We start from the raw sequence: 9,376 nt of genomic DNA, 5'->3' as shown, positions 1-9,376 counted from the left end.
CCGGAAGATCCAAAAGAGCCAGAAGTGAAACCGGAAGATCCAAAAGAGCCAGAAGTGAAACCGGAAGATCCAAAAGAACCAGAAGTGAAACCGGAAGATCCAAAAGAGCCAGAAGTGAAACCGGAAGATCCAAAAGAGCCAGAAGTGAAACCGGAGGATCCGAAAGAACCAGAAGTGAAACCGGAAGATCCGAAAGAGCCAGAAGTGAAACCGGAGGATCCGAAAGAACCAGAAGTGAAACCGGAAGATCCAAAAGAGCCAGAAGTGAAACCGGAAGATCCAAAAGAGCCAGAAGTGAAACCGGAGGATCCGAAAGAACCAGAAGTGAAACCGGAAGATCCGAAAGAGCCAGAAGTGAAACCGGAGGATCCGAAAGAACCAGAAGTGAAACCGGAAGATCCAAAAGAGCCAGAAGTGAAACCGGAGGATCTGAAAGAACCAGAAGTGAAACCGGAAGATCCAAAAGAGCCGGAAGTGAAACCGGAGGATCCGAAAGAGCCGAAGGAACCAGAGGTGAAACCAGAAAATCCAGAAGTCAGATTGGAAAAATTAATTAAAGAGCCGCAAGTAAAAGTAGAAAGAGAATTACCTAAAACAGGGGCAGCATCTCCATTGATGATGTCAGTTGGTGCGGGAATTTCATTCTTAGTTGGCGGAGTATTATTCATATTAGGTAGAAGAAGAAAACAATAATTCTTTTTTAGGTGAAAAGCACGATGAGTTCGATCTTGTATTGGATTCATTGTGCTTTTGTTTTTGATATATAAAGAAAAGCTCCTTCCATACATGGAAGGAGCTTTATTTTTGTATATTAAAACATACTAGAGCTATGCATCGGTTGAAGTTTTGCGTTTGGATCGAAGTAAGCTTTTGCATTGTTTACTGCTGTTGGTGCTTCACCGAAGCCGCAAGCAATGAGTTTTACTTTTCCTTCATATGTACAAATGTCACCAGCAGCGTAAATGCCAGGAATATTTGTTTCCATTTTCGAGTTCACGAGAATGCTGTTTTTTTGTATATCTAAGCCCCAGTTTTTAATTGGGCCAAGGGAAGAAACGAAGCCGTAGTTTACGATTACATCATCAACATCGATGATAATTTTTTCTTCCGTTTTTACATGCTGAAGAACGACTTGTTCAATTTTGTCATCACCAATGAGTTCTACTGGAACGTATGGTGTGCTTACTTCTGCACGAGAGTTCATTAAGCTTTCTACGCTATGTTCATGCGCACGGAATTTATCACGGCGATGAACGATTGTAACTTTGTCAGCGATTGGCTCTAACATCATTGTCCAATCAACAGCTGAATCGCCGCCGCCAAATACTACGACGCGCTTACCAGCAAATTTATTCATATCATCAACGAAATAATGTAAGTTTTTCTTTTCATACTTTGCTGTTCCCTCTAATTCTAAGCGGCGTGGTTGGAAAGCACCATTGCCAGCAGTAATAATTACTGATTTAGAATAGTGAGTTTGCTTATTTGTAACAAGTTTAAATATACCGTCAGCTTGTTTCTCAAGCGTATCAACAGCTTCTTCTAAACAAACGGTTGGATCAAATTTCTTCATTTGCTCTTTTAAGTTATCAACTAATTCTTGTGCACGCACTTTCGGGAATCCGGCTACATCATAAATGTATTTTTCAGGGTAGAGTGCGGATAATTGTCCTCCAAGCTGAGGTAAGCTTTCAATAATTTTTACACTTGCTTGTCTCATACCACCATAAAATGCTGTGAATAGTCCTGTTGGACCACCACCAATAATTGTTATGTCGTAAACTTTTTGATTTTCTGCCACTTTCATTCCCCCTATAGATGGAATTTTGATATTGATTTCATATATTGTTCATATGTACACGAAAATCCTGCAAATGATGACACTTTCAAATAAATGATAGCATATTTGAGTTCATAATACTTCTGAAAACGACTGAATTGTGTGTAAGTTTTCGCATAGATGCTTTTTACATTGTATAAAATATACAGAAAGGAAAATACATGAAAAAAAGGCTGAAAAACCCTTGAAAACGCTATGTTATTTTAAAATATTGATAATTCTCCAGACGCTTGAATTCTGGAATAAAACCGACTAATATAGGGAAGTATTATGTTAAATTTCTATGACAAAATTCGTACGATTTTTTGACTGCGTTTTGTTATGATATAGAATGTGATAAATTCCACATTCTTGACAAATAGAGTTTTTAGTACTTGGTATTATTTTTCATTACTATTATATAAAGAAAAGGGTTGTGATTTGGTGAAGACTCCAAAAATCGTAGTTTTAGGTGCAGGTTATGGCGGGATGATTACGACTGTTCGTCTGCAAAAAGCATTATCTGTAAATGAAGCTGAAATTACGTTAGTAAACAACAACAGCTATCACTACCAAGCGACTTGGTTACACGAGAGCGCAGCTGGTACATTACAAGATGAAAAAATCTGTCTAGATATTCAAGACGTTATTGATACAAATAAAGTGAACTTTGTACAAGATACAGTAGTAGAAATTAAAGCTGCTGAAAAACGCATTATCTTAAAAGACGGCGAGTTAGAATATGACTACTTAGTAATCGGTCTTGGTTTCGAATCAGAAACATTCGGAATTACAGGATTAAAAGAGCATGCATTCTCAATCGCTAACATTAATGCAACTCGTCAAATTCGTGAGCATATGGAAGCTAGCTTCGCTAAATATGCAGATGAAAAGCGCGATGAGTTAGTAACAATCGTTGTTGGTGGTGCTGGATTTACTGGTATCGAGTACGTAGGTGAGCTTGCAAACCGCGTTCCTGAACTTTGTAAACAGTACAATGTACCACGTGAAAAAGCACGTATTATTTGTGTAGAAGCTGCTCCAACAGCACTTCCAGGTTTCGATCCAGCGTTAGTAGAATACGCTGTGAAACAACTTGAGAAAAAAGGTGTAGAATTCCGCATCGGTACAGCAATTAAAGAAGCAACTGAAGAAGGTATTATCGTTGCAAATGGTGATGACACTGAATTAATTAAGTCTGAAACAGTAGTTTGGGCTGCAGGTGTTCGTGGTAACGGTATTGTGGAAGAGTCTGGTTTTGAAGCAATGCGCGGACGTGTAAAAGTTGATGAGTACATGCACGCTCCAGGATACGAAGATGTATTCATGGTTGGTGACGCAGCGTTAATCATTAACGAAGAAATTAACCGTCCATACCCACCAACAGCACAGATCGCAATTCAACAAGGTTACAACATTGCGCACAACTTAACTGTGTTAGTTCGTGGTAAAGGTGAAATGAAGAAATTCGTATTCGACAATAAAGGATCTGTATGTTCTTTAGGTCATGACGATGCAATGGGCGTTGTCATGGGCAAAAAGTTAACAGGTTGGAAAGCTTCCTTCATGAAGAAAGTTATCGATAACCGTTACCTATTCTTATTAGGTGGACCTTTATTAGTTCTTAAAAAAGGTAAATTAAAGTTCTTTTAATATATAGTAGAGAAAGCAGAAACGGCTAAGAGCTGTTTCTGCTTTTTTCATTTTAAAAATATAGTATAATGTATAAAAAGAAAGAATATTCTGTCCGTTCTAATAGAGGAGGTTATTACATCATGGAGAAGCGAGGAAAAGTATGGTTAGCTGTCAGTGGGCTAGTAGCTACAAAAGATGGCAGGTGGCTATTCGTTAAGAAGAAATACAGTGGATTAAAGGGGAAATGGTCTTTACCGGCTGGATTTGTAAATGAAGGTGAGACCGTTGATGAAGCTGTGAAGCGTGAAGTGTTAGAAGAGACAGGTATTGTCGCTCATGTGAAGGGGATCATTGGTGTTAGATCGGGCGTGATTCGCAATGAGATTAGTGATAATATGATTATTTTCCTTTTGGAGCCTGAAGGGGAAGAGATTATTGTACAGGAGAAGGAATTGTCTGAAGTAGCGTTTCTACATCCGGATACGATTGCGGACGATCCAAATACGTCTGTGCTTATTACATATTTGTTAGAAAGACAATCAGAATTACATCTTGAAATGGACAAAACATTAAATCCAGGAGAGCAATTTGGTTATACAGCCTATCACGTATTTACGGCATGTACGAAGGAGAGGGAGAAAGAGTGAGTATACCAGTACTACTTATTTCAATGATGTTATTTTTTATTTTGTTTTTTGGAATTGGATTTTTACTCAACATGATATTACGAGCGACATGGGTAATGGTTATTGTGTATCCGATTGTTTGTATGCTTATTATTAATAAGGCGAGTGTGTGGGATTATTTTTCAAAGCCAAAAGAAACATTCTCTTCATTTGGGACAAGTGTATCGCATTTAGGACAAGCAGATGTGTTTATTTTATCTACTGGATTGATTGGTGCTGCTTTAGCCGGAATCGTTATTAAGAAACTTCGGAAAAGCGGATATCAAATGTTTTAATCTCCAATGCAATTGGAGATTATTTTTTTGCATATTCTTTCATCGTATAGGGAATGATTAACGATGAAGGAGTGTGGAATATAAAAATGTTAAAACGATATTGTATTCGCATTATGATGACTTGTTTACTTGTATCCGCATTATGCGTAACATGGAATGCTTTCACAGGAGTTTCTTTATTAGAGATTGTAAAGAAATATGAGGGAACGAGTGCAAAAGAAGTACATGCAGCAGAAGTTAAGAGAAATGTTGCTCCGAGTAAAGAAGTGATAAATGCTTTAGAGCAGGCAAATGACTGGTCTAAATATCGTTCAATTGAAATGACTGCAACAGGTTATACATCGGGAATTGAGTCAACTGGTAAGAGGCCGGGACATCCGGAGTATGGTATTACATATTCAGGTGTTAAGGCGAAAAGGGATTTATATTCCACAATCGCAGCGGACTTACGCGTATTCCCGATTGGAACAATTTTATTCATACCAGGTTATGGGTATGGTGTAGTAGCTGATAAGGGCGGTGCAATAAAAGGAAACCGTCTTGATTTGTATTATGATACGGTGAAAGATGTTTATAGCCAATGGGGTAAGAAAAAAGTAAATGTGTATATAGTTAAGCTAGGAAATGGTAAGTTTTCAGAAGAAGAGTTAACGATGTTAAATCAAGACGAAACGATGCAAGTGTTTCGTGGTCAATATTTAAAACAAAGATAGTCTAGTGGTAATTACCCTAGACTTTTTTAATTTTATATCGGATGTAACAGAAGTTAGAATTGTCGCATTTTATCGAAAATAAAGTTATAATAAAGATAGAGTAGAGAAATTTAGGGGGTCTGAACATGTTTCACGTACAAAAAGAATTAGGAAGCCATGAAGCGGTGATTGTTGCCTTATTTGAAGAAGAGAAAACGAGTAGTTTTGTACAAGAACTGGACAAAGCGTTTGAAGGACAATTACAAGTTTTATTAGAAGAGAAAGAACTTTCTACGAAGAAGAAAGCTATTTCAAAAGTACATAGTTTAGGAAAAACAGAGGTAAAACGCTATTATTTTGTTGGTTTAGGTAAGAAAGAATCTTATACGACAGAAACATTACGTGCGGCTCTTGGTAAGGCATTTAAAACATTGCAAGCAGCAAAAGTACAAGATGCAGCAATCTTGCTTGATTCTTTCGTAACAGAGAAATTAGACGCGATTGATGTCGCTCATATTGCAGCAGAAGTACAAGGCCTTGGTACATATGAGTTACAAACGTATAAATCAGATAAAAAGGATCGTGTGGAGCTAGAGAAGTTCACGGCTATTACAGCGGAAGATACACAAGAAATTGAAGCTGCATTAACAGTTGGCTACGTACATGGGCGTGCAACAAATTCAGCTCGTACACTTGTAAATATGCCGCCAAACGTATTAACAGCGACAAAGCTCGCTGAGTATGCTGTTGAGTTAGCCGAGAAGTATGATATGGATTATAAAGTTCTTGAGAAAGAAGAGATGGAAGAGCTTGGTATGGGTGCGTTACTTGCAGTAAACCAAGGTAGTGTAGAGCCACCCAAAATGATCGCTCTTATTTATAAAGGAAAAGAAGAGTGGACAGATGTTATTGGATTCGTTGGAAAAGGAATCACATACGATACAGGCGGTTATTCTTTAAAACCACGTGAAGGCATGGTCGGTATGAAAGGTGATATGGGCGGTGCGGCTGCTGTATTAGGTGCGATGGAAATTATCGGTGAACTTCGCCCAGAGCAAAATGTGATCGCTGTTATTCCATCAACAGATAACGTTGTAAGTGGTACAGCATTTAAGCCAGACGATGTAATCACATCTATGAGCGGAAAAACAATTGAAGTATTAAATACAGATGCAGAAGGTCGCTTAGCATTAGCTGACGGTATTACGTATGCTAAAAAATTAGGTGCAAACTACCTTATTGATGTTGCGACATTGACAGGTGGAGTAATTGTTGCACTTGGAAATCATACGACAGGTGCAATGACAAATAATGAAGAGTTATTCGAGCAAGTGCTAGAGGCATCTATGGAAACAGATGAATCAATTTGGCAATTACCGATTTTTGATCGTGATAAAGAGCGCGTGAGAAACAGTAAGTTTGCTGATTTAAATAACTCACCAGGCCGTGAAGGACATGCGGTTATGGCAGGTACATTCCTAGGTGAATTCGCTGAAGATACACCTTGGGTACATTTAGACATCGCTGGAACATCTGAATCATCAGGAGCGCATGATTTAGGACCAGCTGGAGCGACAGGTGCAATGGTACGTACACTTGCAACACTTGTTGAACGTTTCGGAGAAGAATAGGATAATAAGAGAAGGCTGTTCCTACATTTTGGAACAGCCTTTTTTATTGATATATGGTGTTACGGCCGATGTAATTTTACTTTATAGAGAAATTGTATATAAAGTCCCGTTTAAAGCAAAGGAAGTGCGGCCCGTTTCTTCAGAGACAACTAAAATAAGGGCATCGCTTTTTTCTGATAAGCCAATTGCAGCTCTGTGACGTGTTCCGAGTTCAGGATCAACTTCTGTACTTTTCGTTAATGGAAGAATATTAGCAGCAGAAACAATATGGTTATTTTTAACGAGAACGGCTCCGTCGTGAAGAGGGTTCCCTGGATAAAAAATCGATTCGAGCAGTGGTGCGGTTAAATGAGCATGTAATGTTGTTCCAGTTTGAATACAAGATTCAAGTGGCTCGTTTCGTTCCACAACAATAAGAGCACCATGTTTTCTGGCACTTAAATGTTGAACAGCTGTTGTAATGAACTGTGAGCTTTCTGTATAAGGTGATAAATACGCTTGAATATAGTATGTAGCTGCCAGTGTTTGTACATTTGCTAACATATGATGAATATCTTCCATCTTGCACAAAATACATTCATCTTCTTTATCAATTGCCTGCCTCATAATTGATAATTCTTTTTCAGCAATTTCAATCATTTGCTTTGTTTGTATTTTGAGCTCTTCTGACAAGCCCCATTCTTGCATAATCCTCATTCCCTTTAGTGGAGTATTTAATCATAGTGTATACAAATATTCCTAGTAAAATCCTGTTAGATTGTAAAAAATATTGAGATACAGGTTGTTTTTTTCATATAATAAAGGTATGACAAGCGAGAGGAGATAGAAGTATGAACTGGAAACAAGAATTTAGTCGCTGGCTTTCATATGCAGAGTTAGATGCAGAACTAAAAGAACAGTTAGAAAACATGAAGCAAGATGAGAAAAAAATCGAGGACAGCTTTTATAAAAATCTAGAATTCGGCACAGGTGGTATGCGTGGTGAACTTGGTGCTGGTACGAACCGTCTGAACGTATATACAGTTCGTAAAGCGACACAAGGATTAGCGAAGTTTATTGAAAAGTTAGGTGAAGAAGCGAAGAAGCGTGGTGTTGTTGTAGCGTATGATTCTCGTCATAAATCACCTGAGTTCGCAATGGAAGTTGCTGCTACACTAGGTGCACACGGCATTACAACATATGTGTTTGAAAGCTTACGTCCAACGCCAGTGCTTTCTTTCGCAGTTCGTCATTTACATACAGTGAGTGGAATCGTTCTTACGGCAAGTCATAATCCGCCTGAATATAACGGTTATAAAGTATACGGTGAAGATGGTGGGCAGTTGCCTCCAAAAGAAGCTGATGAATTAATTAGCTACGTAAACGCAGTAGAAGATGAATTAACAGTTGAGGTTGCTGATGTGGAGCAATTAAAAGCTGACGGTTTATTACATATTATTGGACAAGAAGTCGATGATGCATATGCTGCAGAATTGAACAATGTCATTATTAATAAAGAAATGGTACAAAAGGTTGGGAAAGATTTAAAAATCGTCTTCACACCACTACATGGAACATCAAATATTTCTGTACGCCGTGGTTTAAAAGAAGTTGGATTTACAGATGTAACAGTTGTAAAAGAGCAAGAGTTACCAGATCCGAACTTCTCTACAGTAAAATCACCGAACCCAGAAGAGCACGCAGCATTTGAATATGCAATTCGTGACGGTGAGAAGGTAGGCGCAGATGTGTTAATCGCAACGGATCCTGACGCAGACCGCCTTGGTGTAGCAGTTCGTAATCACGATGGTGAGTTCCAAGTATTAACAGGTAACCAAACAGGTGCATTAATGCTTGATTACTTATTATCTCAAAAGAAAGAAAACGGAACGCTACCAGAGAACGGTGTTGTATTAAAAACAATCGTAACATCTGAAATTGGTCGTACAATCGCGAAAGCATACGGTTTAGATACAGTTGATACGTTAACTGGATTTAAATTTATCGGTGAGAAAATTAAACAGTATGAAGAAAGCGGACAATACGAATTCCAATTCGGTTATGAGGAAAGCTATGGTTATTTAATCCGTCCATTCTGCCGTGATAAAGATGCAGTACAATCTGTTCTATTTGCATGTGAAGTAGCTGCATACTACAAATCACAAGGTAAAACGTTATACGATGGTCTATTAGAAGTGTTTGAGAAGTACGGTTTCTTCCGTGAAGATCTTGTATCGTTAACGCTAAAAGGAAAAGATGGAGCGGAACAAATCCAAGAAATGATGGCAACATTCCGTGAAAATCCTCCGAAAGAAGTAGCGGGCTTAACAGTTGTAGCAGTTGAAGACTATAAAGCGAGCATGATTACATCTTTACAAGATGGACATAAAGAAGAGATTCACTTACCGAAATCAAATGTGTTAAAATATCAATTAGAAGATGGTTCTTGGTTCTGCCTACGTCCATCTGGAACTGAACCGAAGATTAAGTTCTACTTCGGTGTTCAAGATAATTCTTTACAAAATAGTGAACAAAAGTTACTTACTATTAAAGAAGATATTATGAATCGTTTATAATATAAAGTAATTTTAAGTAGTAAGGAACAAAAGGGAGCGAGATCTCCCTTTTGTTTTATGTAGGAAATGATTGCTATGAATTC

Annotated in this window: 9 protein-coding genes; 7 read left to right on the top strand and 2 right to left on the bottom strand. The window is 38.1% G+C overall.

What is annotated here, in order from left to right:
* The coding region (locus PDQ68_RS25865; RefSeq protein WP_270787065.1) for an LPXTG cell wall anchor domain-containing protein at positions 1-693 on the top strand (693 nt) is incomplete at its 5' end.
* A gap of 118 nt (positions 694-811) precedes the next feature.
* Here the strand turns inward: PDQ68_RS25865 and PDQ68_RS25860 are convergent.
* Positions 812-1,801, bottom strand: coding sequence for an NAD(P)/FAD-dependent oxidoreductase (locus PDQ68_RS25860; RefSeq protein ID WP_000829779.1), 990 nt, complete (start codon positions 1,799-1,801; stop codon positions 812-814).
* Positions 1,802-2,263: 462 nt separating this feature from the next.
* On the opposite strand from PDQ68_RS25860, the gene PDQ68_RS25855 reads away from it, so the two are divergent.
* The 5 genes from PDQ68_RS25855 to pepA all read left to right on the top strand — a co-directional run bounded on the left by PDQ68_RS25855 (position 2,264) and on the right by pepA (position 6,738).
* Entirely contained in the window at positions 2,264-3,472 is a 1,209-nt protein-coding gene (locus PDQ68_RS25855) for an NAD(P)/FAD-dependent oxidoreductase (protein WP_000856615.1), read from the top strand.
* A gap of 122 nt (positions 3,473-3,594) precedes the next feature.
* On the top strand, positions 3,595-4,101 hold the full coding sequence (locus tag PDQ68_RS25850; RefSeq protein ID WP_061183239.1) for an NUDIX hydrolase: 507 nt from the start codon (positions 3,595-3,597) through the stop codon (positions 4,099-4,101).
* Positions 4,098-4,415, top strand: coding sequence for a YuiB family protein (locus tag PDQ68_RS25845; RefSeq protein WP_061183240.1), 318 nt, complete (start codon positions 4,098-4,100; stop codon positions 4,413-4,415). The genes PDQ68_RS25850 and PDQ68_RS25845 overlap by 4 nt, the downstream gene beginning before the upstream one ends.
* Before the next feature lie 86 nt (positions 4,416-4,501).
* Positions 4,502-5,128, top strand: coding sequence for a 3D domain-containing protein (locus tag PDQ68_RS25840; RefSeq protein ID WP_000920108.1), 627 nt, complete (start codon positions 4,502-4,504; stop codon positions 5,126-5,128).
* Between the two features lie 125 nt (positions 5,129-5,253).
* Positions 5,254-6,738, top strand: coding sequence for a cytosol aminopeptidase (gene pepA / locus PDQ68_RS25835; RefSeq protein WP_016718796.1), 1,485 nt, complete (start codon positions 5,254-5,256; stop codon positions 6,736-6,738).
* An 81-nt stretch (positions 6,739-6,819) separates the two neighbouring features.
* Here pepA and cdaS read toward each other — a convergent pair whose 3' ends face one another.
* Entirely contained in the window at positions 6,820-7,425 is a 606-nt protein-coding gene (gene cdaS / locus PDQ68_RS25830) for a sporulation-specific diadenylate cyclase CdaS (RefSeq protein ID WP_001158738.1), read from the bottom strand.
* Between the two features lie 143 nt (positions 7,426-7,568).
* Between cdaS and PDQ68_RS25825 the strand changes: the two genes are divergently transcribed.
* A complete protein-coding gene (locus PDQ68_RS25825; protein WP_001104186.1) occupies positions 7,569-9,293 on the top strand; it encodes a phospho-sugar mutase in 1,725 nt (574 codons plus the stop codon).
* The last annotated feature ends 83 nt before the right edge of the window (positions 9,294-9,376 follow it).

The sequence above is a fragment of the Bacillus cereus group sp. Bc010 genome (assembly GCF_027716745.1).
Lineage (GTDB): Bacteria > Bacillota > Bacilli > Bacillales > Bacillaceae_G > Bacillus_A > Bacillus_A pacificus.
Note: the sequence above shows the minus strand (reverse complement) of the source record. Positions and strands in the feature narration are given on the sequence as shown.